The 18135-nt window shown below is 68.8% G+C and carries 15 protein-coding genes; 6 read left to right on the top strand and 9 right to left on the bottom strand.

Annotated features, from left to right (window positions below; genetic code table 11):
* Positions 1 to 254 precede the first annotated feature (254 nt).
* The 3 genes from E0H73_RS38550 to E0H73_RS38540 all read left to right on the top strand — a co-directional run bounded on the left by E0H73_RS38550 (position 255) and on the right by E0H73_RS38540 (position 2053).
* Entirely contained in the window at positions 255 to 794 is a 540-nt protein-coding gene (locus E0H73_RS38550; protein ID WP_131365025.1) for a DinB family protein, read from the top strand.
* Complete coding sequence (locus tag E0H73_RS38545; RefSeq protein ID WP_131365023.1) at positions 791 to 1303, top strand: DinB family protein; 513 nt, start codon at positions 791 to 793, stop codon at positions 1301 to 1303. The genes E0H73_RS38550 and E0H73_RS38545 overlap by 4 nt, the downstream gene beginning before the upstream one ends.
* Positions 1304 to 1426: 123 nt before the next feature.
* Positions 1427 to 2053, top strand: a complete 627-nt coding sequence (locus E0H73_RS38540) for a TetR/AcrR family transcriptional regulator (RefSeq protein ID WP_131365021.1) — start codon at positions 1427 to 1429, stop codon at positions 2051 to 2053.
* Here E0H73_RS38540 and E0H73_RS38535 read toward each other — a convergent pair.
* Positions 2040 to 5291 (bottom strand): ATP-binding protein, encoded by a 3252-nt coding sequence (locus E0H73_RS38535; protein WP_165555977.1) that lies wholly within the window; start codon positions 5289 to 5291, stop codon positions 2040 to 2042. The genes E0H73_RS38540 and E0H73_RS38535 overlap by 14 nt on opposite strands.
* 74 nt (positions 5292 to 5365) lie before the next feature.
* Here E0H73_RS38535 and E0H73_RS38530 point away from each other — a divergent pair, with 74 nt between their 5' ends.
* A complete protein-coding gene (locus E0H73_RS38530) occupies positions 5366 to 6712 on the top strand; it encodes a serine hydrolase domain-containing protein (RefSeq protein ID WP_131365017.1) in 1347 nt (448 codons plus the stop codon).
* A 51-nt stretch (positions 6713 to 6763) separates the two neighbouring features.
* On the opposite strand, the gene E0H73_RS38525 is transcribed toward E0H73_RS38530, so the two are convergent.
* From E0H73_RS38525 to E0H73_RS38510, 4 genes are all read right to left on the bottom strand, one after another.
* On the bottom strand, positions 6764 to 7579 hold the full coding sequence (locus tag E0H73_RS38525) for an ABC transporter permease (protein WP_131365015.1): 816 nt from the start codon (positions 7577 to 7579) through the stop codon (positions 6764 to 6766).
* A complete protein-coding gene (locus E0H73_RS38520; protein WP_131365013.1) occupies positions 7576 to 8565 on the bottom strand; it encodes an ATP-binding cassette domain-containing protein in 990 nt (329 codons plus the stop codon). Before E0H73_RS38520 ends, E0H73_RS38525 begins: the two co-directional genes overlap by 4 nt.
* Positions 8566 to 8705: 140 nt before the next feature.
* Entirely contained in the window at positions 8706 to 10022 is a 1317-nt protein-coding gene (locus tag E0H73_RS38515; RefSeq protein WP_131365011.1) for an MFS transporter, read from the bottom strand.
* Positions 10019 to 10756 carry a GntR family transcriptional regulator gene (locus E0H73_RS38510; RefSeq protein WP_238164555.1) on the bottom strand — a complete coding sequence of 246 codons (738 nt, stop codon included), beginning with the start codon at positions 10754 to 10756 and terminating at the stop codon, positions 10019 to 10021. The genes E0H73_RS38515 and E0H73_RS38510 overlap by 4 nt, the downstream gene beginning before the upstream one ends.
* 283 nt (positions 10757 to 11039) lie before the next feature.
* Between E0H73_RS38510 and E0H73_RS38505 the strand changes: the two genes are divergently transcribed.
* Positions 11040 to 12476: a S8 family peptidase gene (locus E0H73_RS38505; RefSeq protein ID WP_131365007.1), complete on the top strand. Its 1437-nt coding sequence runs from the start codon at positions 11040 to 11042 to the stop codon at positions 12474 to 12476.
* A gap of 41 nt (positions 12477 to 12517) precedes the next feature.
* Here the strand turns inward: E0H73_RS38505 and E0H73_RS38500 are convergent, their stop codons facing one another.
* A complete protein-coding gene (locus E0H73_RS38500; protein ID WP_202867768.1) occupies positions 12518 to 13348 on the bottom strand; it encodes a DMT family transporter in 831 nt (276 codons plus the stop codon).
* Between the two features lie 61 nt (positions 13349 to 13409).
* Here E0H73_RS38500 and E0H73_RS38495 point away from each other — a divergent pair, with 61 nt between their 5' ends.
* Positions 13410 to 14336, top strand: a complete 927-nt coding sequence (locus E0H73_RS38495) for an NADP-dependent oxidoreductase (RefSeq protein ID WP_131365005.1) — start codon at positions 13410 to 13412, stop codon at positions 14334 to 14336.
* A gap of 46 nt (positions 14337 to 14382) precedes the next feature.
* Here E0H73_RS38495 and E0H73_RS38490 read toward each other — a convergent pair whose 3' ends face one another.
* Genes E0H73_RS38490 through pdhA form a run of 3 tightly spaced genes read right to left on the bottom strand, consistent with a single transcriptional unit; the run spans position 14383 to position 17881 of the window.
* Positions 14383 to 15738 (bottom strand): dihydrolipoamide acetyltransferase family protein, encoded by a 1356-nt coding sequence (locus E0H73_RS38490; RefSeq protein ID WP_202867767.1) that lies wholly within the window; start codon positions 15736 to 15738, stop codon positions 14383 to 14385.
* Positions 15738 to 16715 carry an alpha-ketoacid dehydrogenase subunit beta gene (locus E0H73_RS38485; RefSeq protein ID WP_131365003.1) on the bottom strand — a complete coding sequence of 326 codons (978 nt, stop codon included), beginning with the start codon at positions 16713 to 16715 and terminating at the stop codon, positions 15738 to 15740. Before E0H73_RS38485 ends, E0H73_RS38490 begins: the two co-directional genes overlap by 1 nt.
* Complete coding sequence (gene pdhA / locus E0H73_RS38480) at positions 16715 to 17881, bottom strand: pyruvate dehydrogenase (acetyl-transferring) E1 component subunit alpha (RefSeq protein ID WP_131365001.1); 1167 nt, start codon at positions 17879 to 17881, stop codon at positions 16715 to 16717. The genes E0H73_RS38485 and pdhA overlap by 1 nt, the downstream gene beginning before the upstream one ends.
* Positions 17882 to 18135: the final 254 nt, after the last annotated feature.

Below are 18135 nucleotides of genomic sequence, written 5' to 3'. Positions count from 1 at the left end.
CTCAATCACCTGACGCTCCCGCACGTCCAACCGCCTACCCGGCATCACTACCTCCAGTCACCACACAAAGATCATGTGCAACAACCGGTTGAGGCCAAGGACCGGAAATCCGGTTGGTGGGTGCACAAAGTGGGGGTGTACGGTGCTGCTGGCGGAGAGGAGGTGAGCGCGATGTCGAGTTCGACCGTCGTGCTGCCCGTCCGCCGTACCCGCGGCTGAGACCGGGTGGCTCCACATCAGTACAGGAGCTTTCAATGACCGAAGTACAGCGTCCGCCGCTGACCGCCGACGAGCGCGGCCAGTTGACCGGATGGCTCGACCTGCAACGTTCCTTCGTCCGGATGAAGTGCCAGGGGCTCGGTGAAGAAGATGCCCACCGCAAGTTTCTGCCGACGTCGCCGCTGATGACGATGGCCGGCCTGGTCGCCCATCTGCGCTGGAACGAGTACTCGTGGTTCCAGCTCAACCTGGCCGGCGTCGCCAACACCGGCCAGACCCCGTGGACAGAAGGTGGTCACCCCGACGCCGAGATGTTCGTCGACGACGTACCGATCGCCCAGTTGCTGGACGAGTACGACGCCGAGTGCGCGCGCTCCAACGAGACCATCGCGGCGCACTCGCTGGATGCGCTCGAACAAGGCCCGTACGCCGCGAAGGGTGAGGCCGCGTCGTTGCGCTACATCCTCTGCCACATGATCGAGGAGACCGCGCGCCACGTCGGCCACCTCGACATCATCCGGGAACTCCTCGACGGCACCACCGGCTACACCAGTCCGAACGAGGACGCGGCATGAGGCCGCCACTGACAGCGGACGAACGGACCCAGCTGACCGGCTGGCTCGATCATCTGCGTTCGCTGGTGCGAGTGAAGTGCGAGGGCCTGAGCGAGGCCGATGCGCATCGCAGCTTGCTGCCCACCTCGCCACTCACCACGGTTGCGGGACTGGTCGCGCACCTGCGTTGGGTCGAGTACTCGTGGTTCACCGAGAACCTCCTCGGTACGCCGGACGAGGGGCAGACCCCGTGGAAGGAGGGCGGACATCCCGACGCCGAGATGTTCGTCGACGGCGTACCGCTCGCCCGACTGCTCGACGAGTACGACGCCGAGTGCGCCCGGTCGAACGAGATCATCGCGGGCTTCGACCTGGGTGACGTCGAACGGGCTGTGGTCCGTGACTCCGGGCACGCATCGTCGCGGTACATCCTGGGCCACATGATCGAGGAGACCGCCCGTCACCTCGGGCACCTGGACATCATCCGGGAACTGCTGGACGGCACTACCGGCTACGAGAAGCTGAACTGATCCGGAGACCCGGGGTGGGTGGTCTTCACCGGATCACCGCCCACCTCGGTAACCCAGTTACAGCGGCGCCGAGTGGTGGATAAGATGTCCGGCATCTGGCACGGGGTAGCGACAAGAGGTGCGATGAGGGAACCCTCCGTACGCCGTTATTCCGGGCGGTCCGTCGAGGAGTGGAAGGCTGCGCGCCGGGAGCGACTGCTCGCCGCGGCGCTGGAGTTGTTCGGGACCGAAGGCTATCCCGCGACATCGGTGGAACGCCTGTGTACACAGGCGAAAGTCTCCACCCGGCACTTCTACCACGAGTTTCAGAACAAGGAAGCCGTCCTGCTCGCAGTGCACGCGCAGGTGATCGAGCTGGCAGTGCGGACCACCGGCGACGCGTTGCGCCGGACCGCCGACCGGCCGGTCGGCGAGCGGATCACCGCGGCCGTCGACAGCTACCTGCACACGATCATGGCCGACCTGCGTCAGGCCCGGATCTCGTTCGTCGAAGTGGTCGGTACCAGTCCGGCCGTCGAGGAGCAGCGGATCGCCTTCCGGGAGTTGCTGATCGGCAGTGTGAGGGACCTCGGTGAGACCGCGGTCGGCCGCGGCGAGATCAAGCCCAAGGACTTCCGGTTCCTCGGGCTGGCCTTCTTCGGCGCGGTGAACACAGTGGTCTACGACTGGATGCTGACCGACCCGCGACCGCCCGAGGAGACGGTGCAGCAGTCGCTGCGTGAGCTGGCCGTTCAGCTCATGACGAGCTGACCCGCTTCCGCAGTTCGAGCACTACCTGGTCCCGGGGCAGCGACGCGCCGGCGTCGTACGCGGCGTCGAACGCATCGTTGCCCAGGGCCTCTTGCAGCCGTTCGAAGGCGGCCCGGACGTCGGCGTCGGCGACCGACCGCAGACCGCGCATCGCCGTCGCCATACCCAGCGTCCGGGCTGCGAGCTCGGGCTCGCCGGCCAGCTCCTCCACGTCCGCGAGGACCTCGACGATGATCGACGCCACCGGCATGTCGTCGGCGGACAGACCGAGCTCGATCGCCTGCTTGCCGTAGCGGCGGGCCTCGTCGAGCTCGTTGCGCGCGACATGCACCCGGCTGAGGTTCGCCAGCATCATCGCCTGGCCCTGCGGCGCCATCCGCTCCATCTCGAGGTTGAGCATCGAGTACGCCCGCTCGCCCAGCTCCTTGGCCTCGTCCAACCGGCCGGTCCGGTAGGCGATACGCGACAACCCGAGGTACGCCATCCCTTGGCCGCTGCGTGACCCGGTCTCCTCGGCCAGCTGCATCGCTCTGGCCAGATCCGCACGCGCGCCATCGACGTCGCCGAGCTCGACCCGCTCCGCCGCACTCTGACCGAGCAGCTGGGACACTCCCTCCGTTGTGCCCAGCTCACTGATCAGGCTGAGGGCCTCCTCCACCGACTCGAGCGCGGCCTCGTGGTCACCGCGGCTGCCCTGGAAGCTGGACAGTCCGCGCAGGGCCATCGACGTACCCCAGCGATCGCCGAGCTGACGGAAGCCGTCCAGCGCAACGGTCAGGTCGGCCGCCATCTGGTCGACGTCGCCGTCGTTCTCGCGGAACATCGCCGTCATCATCATGGCCAGGTTCCGGGTCCAGGGGTCGTCGTGCTCGCGGGCTGCCTCCAGCTCACGGAACGTCCCGGCCTTGTCCCGGCGAAGCATCGCCCAGACCGCGTTCGTGAACATCCCGACGCCGGACTCTGCGACGTGCGCATGACGCCGGCTCAGCCATCGCACCTCGGCCAGCCCGCGGATCGCCCGGTGGAAGTCCGTGCCCGGGTCCTCGCTCATGGACAGCGTGCCGATCGAGTACAGCATCAGGGCCATCGCCCGGTCGTGCGGCGCGGTCGGTCCCGGTACGGCGAGAGCCGCCTCCATCCAGCCGACCGCTTCGGACGGACGGCCGCTCATGTTCCAGTACTCGCCCAGCACCGAGACGAGCTGAACCGCGACGCGCGCCGAGCCGGTGTCGATGGCGTTGCGGAGCGCGTCGAGCAGGTTCTCGTTCTCCGCGGTCACGCGGGCGATCCACTGGATCTGCTCGCCGGTCCGCAGCTTCGGCTTGGCCTGCCGCAGCAGCCGGCTGAAGTAGATCGTGTGTGCGTGCCGGAAGCGTTCGCGCTCACCGGCCAGCTCGAGCTGCTCGGCGCCGTACGCCCGGACGGTCTCGAGCATCCGGTATCGCACCGAGCGCTCCCCGGCTGCCGCTTCCACGAGCGATTTGTCGACAAGAGACGCCAGTACGCCGAGGATCGCGTCGGGTGGCAGGTTGTGGTCGCTGCAGACCTGCTCGGCGGCCTCCAGGGTCGCGCCGCCGGAGAACAAGGACAGCCGTCGGGCCACCGCCTGCTCGTCGGGATCGAGTAACTCCCAGCTCCACTCCACGACCGCACGCAACGTCTGGTGCCTGGGCAGTGCGGTCCGCGAGCCGCTGGTCAGCAGCCGGAACCGGTCGGCCAGCCGCTCCACGATCAGCTCCGGCGTGAGCGCCCGCAGCCGTGCCGCCGCGAGCTCGATCGCGAGTGGCATGCCGTCCAGCCGGCGGCAGATCTCTGCGACCGCTCTCCGGTTCGCGTCGATCAGAGCGAAGTCCGGACGTACGGCGCGGGCCCGGTCCACGAACAGCTGGATCGCCGGGTACTCGTCGTCGACCGCGTCCTCGGGCGGCAGCCCCAGCGGGCCGACCGGATGCAGGAGCTCGCCGGGGATGCTCAGCGGCTCACGGCTGGTCGTCAGCACACGGAGTCGTGGGCAGGCCGCGAGCAACGAGTCGACCAGGGCAGCGACCTCCTGCACGAGGTGCTCGCAGTTGTCCAGGACTAGCAGGACGCGGCGGTCCGCGATGACGTCGACCAGCCGCTCGGTCGCGGCGCGCGACGCCGGGAGCCGTCTTGGCGTCCCCAGAGCGCTCTGCGGAGTGTCGATGTACTCGGTCGCACCGAGCGCGGACAGGACTGCGGGCGCGACCTCGGCGGCGTCACCGAGTGGCGCTAGTTCGACGAACCAGATGCCGTCGCCGCTCTGCGCAACCAGGGACCGCCCGGTCTCTGTCGCCAGTCTGGTCTTCCCAGCGCCACCAGGACCGACCATGGTCACCAGACGCGTCCCGTTGTTCAGCAGTCGCTCCAGCTCGGCCACGTCCTCGCGGCGGCCGACGAAGCTGGTCATCGGTGCACGCAGGTTGCTGTGTGGTGCCGGAGCGGTCGGCGCCGGCACGACACCGTCGGTCGCCACCGGGTCCACCGAGTCCCCGCGCAGTACGGCGACGTGTAGCTCGCGCAGGCGGGTGCCCGGGTCCGCACCGAGCTCGTCCGCGAGGGTTGCCCGGACTCGTTCGTACCCCGCCAACGCCTCAGCTTGCCGGCCATCGGCGTACAGGGCTCGGATGAGCAGTTCGTGGACGCGCTCGCGGAGCGGGTGGGCGACGGCGAGGCGTTCGAGCTCGGTGATGCGGTCGCGGGCGTGACCGCAGCGGACGGCGGCCTCGGCGAGATCCTCGGCCGCGGCGAGTCGGAGCTCGTTCAGGCGGTCGGCCTCGACCGAGGCGAACGGCAGGTCGCGGAGGTCGGTGAGTGCGTCCCCGCGCCACAGCTTCTCCGCCTGGGTGAGCAGTGCGTGGGCCTTCTCCGGATCGGAGCCGATCAGCCCGCGTCCCCGGCGTACCAGGTCCTCGAACTGGAGGGCGTCGACGCAGTCCGCGCCCATGGTCAGTGTGTAGCCGGCCGGGCCGGACTGGACCGAGACGCTCGACTCGGTCGCGGGCAGGCCGGCGCGCAGGCGGGAGACGAGCGACTGCAGGGCGTTCGCGCTGGGGGCCTCACTGCCCCACAGGCCGTCGACCAGCGTCTCGACACTCACCGGGCGGCCGGCGCTCAGCGCGAGCCGGGCGAGCAATCCGCGCAGCCGGACCCCGCGGACGTCCAGCGGAGTCCCGTCGGCCGCCCACATCGCGAGAGGCCCAAGCACCGCTATGCGCACGCCTCCAGCCTCGCACATGAGGCCGTCCAAATCCCCCTGCCTTTTGTCACGTCCTTCGCATAGTGTCGGCAGTCGTGACCGACATCTCCGCGGGTACGCAGACCGCTCTCACTCGAATCGTTTCCGAACGGCAGACCAAGGGGCGGGTGCCCGGCGTCGTCGGGGCCGTGGCCCGGGCCGGATCGCTGGCCTGGTCGCAGGGGGCCGGATCGGCCGACCTGGGTTCGCCCGGGGTGCCGCCGACGGCGGACTCGCAGTTCCTGATCGCGTCGCAGAGCAAGACGCTGACAGCGGTCGCGATCATGGCGCTGCGCGACGAGGGCAAGCTCAGCCTGGACGACACGGTCGAGAAGCTGATCCCGGAGAGCAAGCACGAGGGCATCACCGTGCGGCAGATGCTCAGCCACGCCAGCGGCATGCAGCGCGAGCCGGTCGGCGACGTCTGGGACCTGATGAAGTTTCCGGACCGCGAGGAGCTGGTGTCGGGCTGGAACGAGGCCGAGCGGGTCGGCAAGCCGCACCACCGGGTGCACTACTCGAACCTGGTCTTCTCGATGCTCGGAGAGATCGTCGCCCGGATCGACGGCCGGCCCTGGTACGACGCGATCAAGGCCCGGATCCTGGACCCGCTGGAGATGCGCCGTACGACGGTCGGCATGGACGGCGGACCGGCGGCGACCGGGTACTACGTGCCGCCGTACAGCGACGTACCGGTGCAGGAGAAGCTACTCGATCTCGGTGCGCTGAACGCGTGTGGTGGGTTGGCGAGTACGGCGGAGGACCTGGCCAAGTGGGCCATGTTTGTTGCCGATCCTGTCGACGAGGTGCTGTCGAAGGACACCGTGGATGAGATGTGCCAGGTGCAGCTGATGGCTGACATGGAGCGGTGGCAGCTCGCTTTCGGGCTCGGGTTCATGCTGCTGCGGCTGGGCGACCGGGTGTTCGTTGGTCACGACGGCGGTATGCCGGGTCACATCACGTCGACGTTCGTTCACCGCCCGTCCGGCACGGCCGGGATCGCGCTGTTCAACTCCACATCGTCACCGGCCCCGAGCGCGCTGGCCACCGACCTGGTGATCAAGGTCCTCGAGGACGACCCGCTGCCCGACGACCCGTGGATGCCGGGCACCGCCGTACCGCCCGAGCTCGAAGGTGTCCTCGGCACGTGGTTCTCCGAGGGCCGCCCGTTCATCTTCTCGGTCAAGTCCGGCATCCTCGAGGCGGCCGGCCTCGGCGCCCCCGCACACCTCAAGCCCGCCGTCTTCGCCCGCATCTCCGAAGACACCTACCGCACCGTCTCCGGCCGCGAAGCGGGCGAACTCCTCCGCATCACCCGAGACCCCACCGGCACCCCCACAAAGTTGCACTGGGCAACCTACCTCTGCACCCGCCAACCCCTGGCCTTCGGCGAACACCTCTGAACTGACCAAGGGGCCGAAGGAGGTTCCTTCGGCCCCTTGGTGTGGGTTGGGTTAGGTGCGGCGGCGGTAGGCGCGGATGGCTAGGGGGGCGAAGACTGCTACCAGGCCGATCATCCAGGCGAAGGTGATGAGGAGCGGCTTCTGGAGGTCGCCGCCCAGCATCAGGGCTCGCATGGTGTCGACCAGGTACTTGACCGGGTTGACGTTCACGAAGGCCTGCAGGAAGCCGGGCAGCGTGCTGGTCTGGACGAAGACGTTGCTGCCGAAGGTGAGTGGGAACATCACCAGGAAGGCGACGCCCTGGACACCCTGCGCGGTCTTCAGGGTCAGGCCGAGCCAGACCCAGATCCAGCACATCGACAGCGCGAAGAGCAGCACGATCACCAGCGCCAGCAGGCCGTTCCCGACCCCGTTCCCGAACCGGAACCCGAGCGCGAAACCGGTCCCCATCAGGATCACGATCGACAGCGAGTACCGCACCGCGTCACCGAGCACGGCACCCACCAACGGTGCGATCCGGGCGATCGGCAGACTGCGGAACCGGTCGAAGACTCCCTTGGCGAAGTCGTCGTTCAGCGCCACCCCGGTGCCCATCGTGGAGAACACGACGGTCTGCACCAGCAAGCCGGGCAGGAGGTACGGCAGGTAGTCGTGCCAGGTCCCGCCCTGGGCGATCGCGCCGCCGAAGACGAACAGGAACAGCACCAGGAAGATGATCGGCTGGAACGTCACGTCCGCCAGGGCTTCCGGGTTCTGCCGGATCCGGACGATGTTGCGCCAGGCCAGGGTCAGACTCTGCTGCACCCAGGCGAACGGATTGGTACGGCGGCCCGCGTGGGCCGGGGCATCGACAACGGCGGTGCTCATCGGCCCGCTCCTTCCAGGACAGCGTCGTACTTCTTCTCTTCGGCGGTGTGCCCGGTCAGGGCGAGGAAGACCTCGTCCAGGCTGGGCAGCCGCAGCGCCAGTTCGGTGACCGCGATGCCTTCCTCGTCGAGGCGGCGTACCACGACCGGCATGGACGAACCGTCGGTGACCGGTGCGCTGACCCGGGTGTTCACCACGTCTACGGTCGGGCGTACGCCGACCGACTCGGCGACGATCGCCGCGACCCGCTCGAGGTGGGCCGGCTCGGCCGGACTGACGTCCAGCGACTGCTTGCCGGCCTGGGCCTTCAGCTCGGCCGGCCGCCCGGAAGCGACCACCCGGCCCTTGTCGAACACCATGATCGAGTCGGCCAGTGCGTCGGCCTCCTCGAGGTACTGCGTGGTGAGCAGCACCGTGGTCCCGTCGAGCACCAGGTTGCGGATCGTCTCCCAGACGCCGTTGCGGGCGTGCGGGTCGAGACCGGTGGTGGGCTCGTCCAGGTACAGGATGCTCGGGTCGCCGACCAGGCTGGCGGCCAGGTCGAGGCGCCGGCGCATACCGCCGGAGTACGTCTTCGCGATCCGGTCACCGGCGTCGGTCAACTCGAACCGCTCCAGCAACTGGTCCGCCTTGGCGCGGGACCGCTCCCGCGAGTAGCCGAGCAGCCGCCCGATCATGATCAGGTTCCGGCGGCCGGACATGTCCTCGTCGACCGAGGCGTACTGTCCGGTCAGCCCGATGATCTCGCGGACCCGGCCGGCCTCGCGGACGACGTCGTACCCGCCGACGGTGGCGTGGCCGGAGTCGGGGCGGAGCAGGGTGCCGAGGATGCGGACCGCCGTGGTCTTGCCGGCCCCGTTCGGCCCGAGGACCCCGAGCACGGTGCCGGTCGGCACACTCAGGTCGACGCCGGCCAGGGCGGTGGTGCTGCCATATTTCTTGACCAAGCCAACAGCCTCGATGGCGACCTGGTTCGTTGTGGTCATCGGTTCCTCCCGGTGGAATCACTTCACTGGGACTACCGTGCGACACCGCCCTGGCACCGGCCTGGCACTCGGCTGTCAGGCCGTCTCAGCCCGTGCCAGCCGCTGGCAGCAGGTCGTGTCTGCGGGACAGCAGACACGACCTAGCCTTTCAGTGGGACGACCTGGTTGGCCCGCAGCGCCTCGTAGATCTCGGGGTTGTACCGGGCCAGCGTGGCCCGGGCCTTCCGCCGGTATCTGAGGATCTGCCGGGTGCCGATCGCCCACAGCACGTACTGGAAGGCCAGCGCCCACTTGAAATCGGTGATGGTCTGCGGCGCCCCGCCCGACGACGCGTCGAGCAGGATGCCGACCATGCCGATACACAGCAGCGTGGCGATGAACCCACCAGTGTTGACCATCCCGTTCGCCGCCCCGAACCGCGTGGACGGGTTGAACGTACGGGCGTAGTCCAGTCCGAGCATCGACCCGGGCCCACCGGCCGCCTGGACGACGATCAGCAGCAGGAGCACCGGCAGCGGTGCCTGACCCGGCCAGAGCAGTACGACGGTCCACATCGTCATCGACCCCGCGATCACGGCCAGCACGATCCACGAGCGGTAGAACGGGAAGCGAGCGGCGTAGCGTCCGACCAGTGGGCCGTAGCAGAGACCAGCTAGCACCGGCAGGACCAGCATCGCCGCGGCAGTCGTCGGCGCCAGCCCCTCACCGGTCACCAGGAACGGGAATCCCCAGAGCAGTCCGAAGGTGCTGCCGGAGAAGCTGGTGGTGAAGTGGGTCCACAGCCCGAGCCGTGTGCCCGGCTCCTTCCAGGCCCGCCGCAGGTTGTTCCGCACCTCGGTGACCGACTGCTTGGTCCGGTGCAGCGGCTCGTCGTACGGCGTGTCCTTGATCAGGAACAGCACGAGTACGCCGGTCACCAGGCTGAGCACACTGGCCGCGGCAAACGTGGTGGTCCAGCCGAAGGCATGGAAGGCCGCGGACATCGGCACGGTCGAGACGATCGCACCGAGACCACCGAGCATTCCGGTCGCCTGAGACATCACCGGCTGGCGCAACGCGGGGAACCAGGACATGACGACCCGCAGCACGCTGATGAACACCAGTGCGTCGCCCACACCCAGTACGGCGCGGGCCGCGAGCGCAGCCGGGTAGGAGTCGACCAGACTGAACGCCGTCTGCGCCACGAACAGCAGTCCGGACGCGGTGATCAGCAGCCGCTTGGAGCCGTACCGGTCGAGCAGTACGCCGACGGGCACCTGCATGGCGGCGTACACGGTCAGCTGGACGACGGTGAAGCTGGCCAGCGCGGAGGCGGAGATGTGGAAGCGCTCGGCGGCCTGCAGGCCGGCCACGCTCATCGAACCACGGTGCAGCACGGTCACGAGGTAGGTGAGGACAGCAGTGGTCCACACCGCCCAGGCGCGCCGTCCGCCCAGGGGGAAGAGGAGTTCGGTCAACGCGAACTCCGCAGGTCCGCCGAGGCGGTGTCGATGTGGGCGACGACGAGTTCGCGGAACCGCTTCACACTGTTCCCGCCGAGGGCGTCGATCATCTCCTGGTGCGCGGTGATCGACTTGTCCATCCGGGCCGGCTGCATCTCGATGCCGGGCACGCCCATCCGGACCTGGCGGTCCCGGAGGCTGTTGTAGAGCTTGGCGAGGATTTGGTTGCCGGCGGCACCGACGATCGCCTCGTGGAAGGCTCGGTCCGCCTCCAGGAAGCTCTTCGCGTCGCCGCTGCGGCGGTGTTCGCGCATCTCGTCGACGCGCTGGGTCAGGGTCTCGACGAGTTGCTTGCGCCGCGGCCAGACCTTGGCGGCGGCGTGCGTCTCAAGCAGCTCGCGGGCCTCCAGGACATCGTCGATCTCCTGCGGCAGCACCGGCTGAACGAGGGCGCCCTTCTTCGGGTACAGCTTCACCAGGCCGGACTCCTCCAGCCGGAGCAGCGCCTCGCGCACGGGCGTCCGCGACACTCCGACCGCGGTGGCCAGCTCACCTTCGGTGAGCAGCTCGCCGCCCGGGTAGACCCGGTCCAGGATTGCCGCCTTCACGTAGGCGTAGACACGCTCAGCGGCCGGGATCTTCTCGACCCCTGGCGCCGCCTCGACCACCACTCGGGCGATCTCCGCGGTCTCCTCGCCCAACTGCAACGCTGACCTCGCCGGCCCGTTCTCCGGCTCCCCGCTTGTCACTGAACTCCCACCCATACGACCGGTATCTCTGTTGTATCTATCCTACACACAACCTAATCCACCGCCGCCGCCCGGTATTCCCCAGCTTGTCCACGAGTTATCCACAGGCCGATCCACAGCATGTGGGCAACTGAGTGTGAACAGATGGACTGTAGGTAGTGACAAGTGCAGGGTTTCCCCTGCGTTGTGGATGAAGAACTCCGCGGGTTCGCAATCCGCTCTAGAGTCACGGGATACCGAGCCTGGCCCGACCTCACCCAGGCCCCCGCTCCGAGGAGGCAGCGTGTCCCGAAGCTCCCGTCCGCGCCGCTGGACAGCCGGTCTGGCTGCCACTGCGCTCACTCTGACGACACTCGGTGCCGCCACCGCCCACGCCGTACCGTCCGACCAAGCGTCGACGGCCGCGCCTGGGCCGCTGATGAACTACGTGGTCAACACCAAGGCCTCCCCCGGTCACGTCCGCAAGGCCGAGCTCGCCGTGCAGGCGGCCGGCGGGACGGTCGTGACGTCGTACCGCCAGCTCGGGGTGATCGTCGCTCAGTCGACCAACCCGGACTTCCGCACCGACGTGCGCGCGGGCCAGAACGGCCGGGAGGTCCAGTCGGTCGGCGCGACCCGCACCGCCGCGGTCAGCGAAGGCCCAGTCGGTACGGCGAAGTCCGCCGCCGCGCTCGGGTCGGCGGATGAGACCGAGGCGGCGCCGGCGCCGGATCCGCGCGAGGTCGATCAGTGGGACATGGTCCAGATCAAGGCGGACCAGGCCCACGCGGTCACCGACGGCTCCCGCGGCGTGCTGGTCGGCATCAACGACAGCGGTGTCGACGACACCCACCCGGACCTGGCGCCGAACTTCGACGCCAGGGACTCGGTGAACTGTGTGAACAACGGCGTACCGGACACCACTGCGGGTGGCTGGCGGCCGACCACCAGCTCACACGGCACGCACGTGGCCGGGACGGTCGCCGCGGCCCGCAACGGCGTCGGCATCGTCGGCGTCGCGCCCGGTGTGCGGATCGCGTCGGTCAAGGTGGTGAACGACGACGGCTTCATCTACCCGGAGTACTCGATCTGCGGCATCGTCTGGGCCGCCGAGCACCACATGGACGTCACCAACCACAGCTACTTCATCGACCCGTTCCAGTTCTGGTGCAAGGACAACGGCGACCAGGGCGCGGTCCAGGAAGCGGTACGGCGCGCGTACGCCTGGGCGACGGATCGCGGAGTGCTGTCGGTCGCGGCCGCCGGCAACTCGAACTACGACCTGGCCAACAAGACCACCGACAACACCAGCCCGAACGACTCGACCCCGGTCCCCCGGCAGATCAACAACAACTGCCTGGACATGCCGACCGAGCTGCCCGGCGTGATCACTGTGGCGAGCACGACCCAGGCCAGGGCGCGCAGCGGCTTCTCGAACTTCGGCCTGAACAAGATCGACGTCGCCGCCCCGGGCAGCGCGATCCTGTCCACCCTGCCGGGTGGCGGCTACGGAAACATGAGCGGTACGTCGATGGCGTCGCCGCACGTCACCGGTGTCGCCGCGCTGATGAAGTCGACGCACCCGTGGTGGAGCCCGCGCGACCTGGAGCGCGCGCTGCGCCAGGAGGCGGACGACACCGCCTGCCCGACCACTCCCGACGCGCGCTGCACCGGGACCACGGCGAACAACGCCTTCTTCGGTGAAGGCATCGCCGACGCCCTCGACGCAGTACACCGCTAACCGGTCCGAGTGGGGGTCCTCCGCCCAGGACCCCCACTCAGCTACGCCGTGCTGATCAGGACGATCCCGGCGACGACAACCACCGCGGCGATCGCCCGCCGCGGGCCGAAGCGTTCGCCGAAGAAGACCGTACCGATGATCGCGCCGAAGATGATGCTGGTCTCGCGGAGAGCCGCGATGGCGGCGAGCGTGCCGCGCGTCTGGGCCCACAGGACCAAGCCGTAGGCGACCATCGACACCACGCCACCGGCGAGCCCGGTCAGCACCGCCGAGCGCGGCAGTTTCAGCACGCCCGGGCCGCGCCAGGCGAGCACCACCAGCGGCATCAGGAAGCCCTGCAGCATGAACACCCAGCCCATGTAGGTCAGCACAGGCATCTTGTGGACCGCCAGCCCGTCGACCACCGTGTACGACGCGATCGTCAGCCCGGTGCCGCAGGCCGCCAGCAGCGCCGGTGCCTGCCGCCGCCCCGGCCGTCCGATGAACACCAGTGCGATCAGTCCGGCCGAGATCAGCAGCACTCCGGCCAGCTCGACCAGCGCCAGCGCCTGATGCAGTACGACGATCGAGACGACCGCCACCACCCAGGGCGAGGTACCGCGGGCCAGCGGGTACATCTGGCTGAACTGACCTAGCTGATACGAGGCCAACAGACCACCCAAGTACGCGAGGTGCAGCACGGCGGACGCGATGATGTAGCCCCAGGTGCCATCCGGCGGCAGACCCATCACGAGCACCGCGGTCAGCCCGATGATCCCCGCGGCCAGCTCGAACAGTGCGAGCCCGGCGACCCGGTCCGGCGCACCATGCGCCATCGCGTTCCAGGTCGCGTGCAGCACCGCGGCCCCGAGCACCACCATCAACACCAGCACCGCTACACCCTCTCACCAGGACAGTCCCCGTCCTGCGCCTGTGTCTTGAGACGCTGTAGGCATGCGATCTGTGACGCAGTGGAAGTTCGGTGGGCCAGAGGTTCTCGAGCTGACCGAGGTCGAGAAGCCGGTGCCGGGGCCGACTGAGGTGCTGGTCGAGGTGCATGCGGCGGGCGTCAACCCGGTGGACTGGGTGACGCGGGCGGAGGAGGTCTATCTCGGGAAGCCGCCGTACACGCTCGGCTGGGACGTGTCGGGCGTGGTGGTCGAGCTCGGCGTGGGAGCGAGCGGGGTTGCGGTTGGGGACGAGGTGCTGGGGATGCCGTGGTTTCCGCGGGAGGCGGCGGCGTACGCCGATTACGTGACGGCGCCGTCGCGGCAGTTCGTGCGGAAGCCGGCGGGGATGTCGCACGTGGAGGCGGCTGGGTTGCCGCTGGCCGGGTTGACCGCGTGGCAGTGTCTGGTCGAGGTGGGCGACGTACAGGCTGGGCAGCGGGTGCTGGTTGACGCTGCTGCTGGCGGGGTCGGGCATCTGGCGGTGCAGATCGCCAAGGCTCGTGGGGCTGAGGTGGTCGGGACTGCGAGTGCGGGGAAGCATGAGTTCTTGCGGTCGATCGGGGTGGATCAGCCGCTCGACTACCACGATCCGGCGGCCGATCCTGGGGAGCTCGACCTGGTGGTTGGGCTGGCTGGGACCGAATCGGATCGGCGGTGGTTGGCGTTCGTGCGTCCTGGTGGGCTGCTGGTCGCCGTACTCGGTGGGGTGCCGGAGGAACTTGGGCGAGACGCTGAGGCACGCGGCGTACGTACTGCGGAGATGCTGGTCGAGCCGGATCGGATCGGGCTGCTCGGGCTGACCGACCTGGTCGAGCGCGGGCTGCTGCGGGTGCGGGTCGAGCGGACGTTCCCGCTGGAGGAGGTTGCGGCCGCACACCGCCTCGGCGAGACGGGCCGAGTGACCGGGAAGTTGGTGCTCACGCTGCGGTGACGTGCGAAGGCCCGGGCGGTTTGTCCACCCGGGCCTTGCGGCGTACTCAGAACATCAGTGCGCGGGCGGGGTCCTCGAGGATGCCGGCGACGTCGGCGAGGAAGGTGGAGCCCTTCTCGCCGTCGATCAGGCGGTGGTCGAAGGACAGCGCCAGCGTGGTGAGCCAGCGCGGGACGATCTCGTCGTCCACCACCCACGGCTGCTTGCGGATCGCGCCGACGGCGAGGATCGCGGCCTCGCCCGGGTTGATGATCGGCGTCCCCGCGTCGACGCCGAAGACGCCGACGTTGGTGATCGTGAACGAGCCGCCGGCCTGGTCCGCCGGTTGGGTCTTGCCCTCGCGGGCGGTGGCGACCAGGTCGTTCAGGGCCGCGCAGAGCTCGGGGAGCGTGAGCGCGTCGGCGTTCTTGATGTTCGGCACGATCAGGCCGCGCGGGGTGGCCGCGGCGATGCCGAGGTTGACGGCGCCCTTGTAGACGATCTCCTGCGCCGGCTCGTCCCAGGCCGCGTTGATGACCGGGGTACGACGGGCTGCCAGGGTGACCGCCTTCGCGACGATCAGCAACGGCGACACCTTGAGCTCCCGGAACGCCTTGTCACCCTTGAGCCGGTCAACCAACTCCATGGTGGCGCTGACATCCACGGTGATCCACTCGGTCACATGCGGCGCAGTGAAAGCACTGGCAACCATCGCCTGCGCCATCACCTTCTGCACACCCTTGACCGCCACCCGAGTATCCCCACGCCCACTAACCACCGGCGCAACCTCAACAGCCGGAGCCGGCGCCGGCGCCGTGACATGCCCTTCAACATCAGCCCGGGTGATGATCCCGCCCGGCCCGGTTGCAGTCACGCTGGCCAGATCAATCCCCAGATCCTTGGCCAGTTTCCGCACCGGAGGCTTGGCCAGCACATGCACAGAGCCTGCCGGTTCATTGCTCTTGGCAACAACTGGTTCGGGTGCGGGTGCAGGCACAACAGGCGCAGGCTCGGCGGCCACAGGTGCTGGAGTACTGCCCTTGCGGGGGCGGCGCTTGGCTTCTGTGGTTCGGGGGCCGTAGCCGACGAGGACGGCGGTGCGGCCGCCGTTGTCGGGCTCGGGGACCGTGGGAACGAGGTCCTCGGCGCCGCCGTCGGCCGGCGCGGTCTCGTCACCGGCCGCGTCGGTTTGGACGGCGATGATGGGGGTGCCGACCGGGACTGTTTCGCCTTCGGGGACCAGGAGTTCGGCGATGGTGCCGGCGAAGGGGACCGGGAGTTCTACCAGGGACTTCGCGGTCTCGATCTCGACGACGGTGTCGTTGAGTTTGACCGTGTCGCCCGGCTTGACCTTCCAGCTGACGATCTCGGCTTCGACCAGACCCTCACCCACGTCGGGGAGGCGGAAGTGCTGGATGCCCATCAGTACCCCATCACCCGGTCGACGCCGTCGAGCACCCGGTCCAGGTCGGGCAGGTAGTCCTCTTCCATCCGCGACGGCGGGTACGGGGTGTCGAACCCGGTGACGCGCAGTACCGGCGCCTCCAGGTGGTAGAAGCACTCCTCGGTCACCCGCGCCGCGATCTCCGAACCCGGGCCGAGCGTGTACGGCGCCTCGTGCACGACGATCGCCCGCCGGGTCTTCTTCACCGACGCGAAGATCGTCGGCAGGTCGAACGGCGAGATGGTGCGCAGGTCGACGACCTCGAGCTGCCGGCCGTCCTCGACCGCGGCCTCGGCCGCCTGCAGGCAGGTCTTCACCATCGGTCCGTAGCAGAGCAGCGTCGCGTCGGTGCCCTCGCGGACGACCTTCGCCTGGTGCAGCGGCAGCGCCGGCGGCACGGACTCGTCCAGCTCCGCCTTCTCGTGGTAGCGGCGCTTCGGCTCGAAGAAGACCACCGGGTCGTCGGTGGCGATCGCCTGCTGGATCATCCAGTACGCGTCGACCGGGTCGCCGCAGGACACCACCTTGAGACCGGGCACGTGCGCGAACAGCGTCTCGGGCGACTCCGAATGGTGCTCGACCGCGCCGATGCCGCCGCCGTACGGGATCCGGATCACGACGGGCATCCGGATCCGGCCGTGCGACCGGAAGTGCATCTTCGCGACCTGGTTGATGATCTGGTCGTACGCCGGGAAGACGAACCCGTCGAACTGGATCTCACAGACCGGCCGGTAGCCGCGCAGCGCCAGGCCGACCGCGGTCCCGATGATGCCGGACTCGGCCAGCGGGGTGTCGATCACCCGGTCCTCGCCGAAGTCCTTCTGCAGGCCCTCGGTGACCCGGAAGACCCCGCCGAGCTTGCCGATGTCCTCGCCCATCACGACGACCTTGGGGTCGGCCTCCATCGCGGCCCGCAGACCGGCGTTGATGCCCTTGCCGAGAGTGATCTTCGTCATCACCGAACCTCGCCTTCGAACGAAGCGGCGTACGCGGCGAACTGTGCCTTCTGCTCGACCAGTTGCGGCGTCTGCTCGACGTACACGGTGTCGAAGAAGTCGGTGAGCTCCGGTTCCGGCATCGACAGGCAGCCGGCCCGCAGCGTGGCGGCGACGTCGTCCGCCTCGGCGTCGATCTGGTCGAAGAAGTCGTGGTCGACCCCGGCGGTGCGGGTCAGGTACGCGCGGACCCGCTCGATCGGGTCCTTCAGCTTCCAGTGCTCGAGGTCCTCGCTGAGCCGGTACTTCGTCGGGTCGTCGGAGGTGGTGTGCGCACCCATCCGGTAGGTGTAGGCCTCGATCAGGGTCGGGCCGCTGCCCTCCCGGGCCCGCTTCAGCGCCTGCTGGGAGACGGCGTACGTCGCGAGTACGTCGTTGCCGTCGACGCGGACGCCGGGGAAGCCGAAGCCGGCCGCGCGCTGGTACAGCGGGATGCGGGTCTGCCGGTCGATCGGCTCGGAGATGGCCCACTGGTTGTTCTGGCAGAAGAACACGACCGGCGCGTTGAAGACCGAGGCCCAGATGAACGCCTCGTTCACGTCGCCCTGGCTGCTGGCGCCGTCGCCGAAGTACGCGATCGTCGCCTCGCCGTTCTCGGCGTCGCCGATGGCGTGGTCGCGCTGCTGGCCCATCGCGTACCCGGTCGCGTGCAGCGTCTGCGCGCCGATCACGATCGTGTACAGGTGGAAGTTGTTCTCGCGCGGGTCCCAGGCACCCTGGTCGACGCCGCGGAACAGACCGAGCAGCCGCAGCGGGTCGACGCCCTGACACCAGGCGACGCCGTGCTCGCGGTAGGTCGGGAAGACCATGTCCTTGGAGTTCAGGGCGCGGCCGGAGCCGATCTGCGCGGCCTCCTGGCCGAGCAGCGACGCCCAGAGACCGAGCTCACCCTGCCGCTGCAGCGCGGTGGCCTCGGTGTCGATCCGGCGGACCAGGGTCATGTCCCGGTAGAAGCCCTTGATCGCCTCGTCGTCGAGGTCGAACGAGTAGTCCGGGTGCTCGACACGCTCACCTTCGGGCGTCAGCAGCTGGACGAACTCGACCTCCTCGGAGGCCTGGGGCGGACTGACCGGCGCCTCGACGGGCGCGAACACTTCCGGGGTAATCCCCGGCACCGACTCACTCACATGCACTCCTCGGGTTCGAGCGCGGGATCGCCGCGACCGCAACGTTGCGCGGACCGGCCCCTTCAGCCGGGTGAGGCTTCGCAGGCAGGACCGCGTGGATCCAGGGTTGATGCACTGGCACTACTACCAGTAGACCTCCTCACCGGCCTGACTGGCTGTATTACTTGCGGGACACCGTACCCAGCGGGTTGCCTGATCCGCTAACTGTCTGGACGCTCGCGGGTACGCCGGTACCGAAACCGGTCCTGGCACGA

This window comes from Kribbella pittospori (assembly GCF_004331465.1).
Taxonomy (GTDB): domain Bacteria; phylum Actinomycetota; class Actinomycetes; order Propionibacteriales; family Kribbellaceae; genus Kribbella; species Kribbella pittospori.
The sequence above is the reverse complement of the archived record's forward strand: the minus strand, read 5'-3'. Positions and strand labels throughout refer to the sequence as shown.